1 pseudogene is annotated in these 921 nt (G+C 63.8%); it reads right to left on the reverse strand.

What is annotated here, in order from left to right:
- Positions 1–921, reverse strand: a pseudogene (locus ACRXB1_RS36830) (hypothetical protein); the annotation flags it as partial.

Raw genomic sequence — 921 nt, forward strand, 5'->3', positions numbered from 1 at the left:
TCCGCGACGGGGTCGAGATGCGGGGTCGAGCCCGTGCGAAGGAGGTCGAGGTAGGCGTCGAAGGCATCGCAAGCCTTCGGAAGGCCGCCGTGATCGTGTGGCGTGGTCCAGGTCGGCACGTTCGGCAGCAGCGCGTTGTCGAGAGTCACGCGGCCATCGCCGCCGTCACATGCGTTCAGGTAGACGAAGCCTTCCTCTGTCGTTTCGTCGTAGCCGCTGGGGGTGAACTTCGCCTGGCCGACCACCAGAACCAGTTTGCCCGGCGCGAGCTTCATGAGTTCTGGCAACTGAGCATCGAATTTACGGCGCAGATCGATGGCCTGGGTGAGTACGGCGTCGTCCGGTACGCCCCACTTGCACGCGAGCAATTGCATGGGCAGCCAGTGCCATATGTTAGTCCTCTTGACCGTTTCGGCGTCTCGGTCGGCCAGGTCCTGCCAGCCCTGCTTGGTGCCAAGATTGCGCAGCGGATCGAGCAGGCCCGCCTGCAATTGCAGGAAGCCGGGCATCTGCGCCATGATGCCTCGCGATTTCGCGGCATCGAACAGGGAACCGGCGGCGGCAAGCGTGTTGCCGAACGTGTCGTCGCCGCTAAGCACCTGCATGGGCGCCCAAGAGCCGCCGTTCGGCGTGCCAAGCATTAGCACACGCGAACCGTCGATGCTCATCAGACGATTCCACACATCTCTTGCGACCCATTGCAGCGCCCGCACGACCAACCCGCCCATGGAATGCGCGATAAACCGCACCGGCTGCCGCGTATGCATGGGCGCCCAAGAGCCGCCGTTCGGCGAGCCAAGCATTAGCACACGCGAACCGTCGATGCTCATCAGACGATTCCACACATCTCTTGCGACCCATTGCAGCGCCCGCACGACCAACCCGCCCATGGAATGCGCGATAAACCGCACCGGCTGCCGC

It is taken from the genome of Caballeronia sp. M23-90 (genome assembly GCF_053574605.1).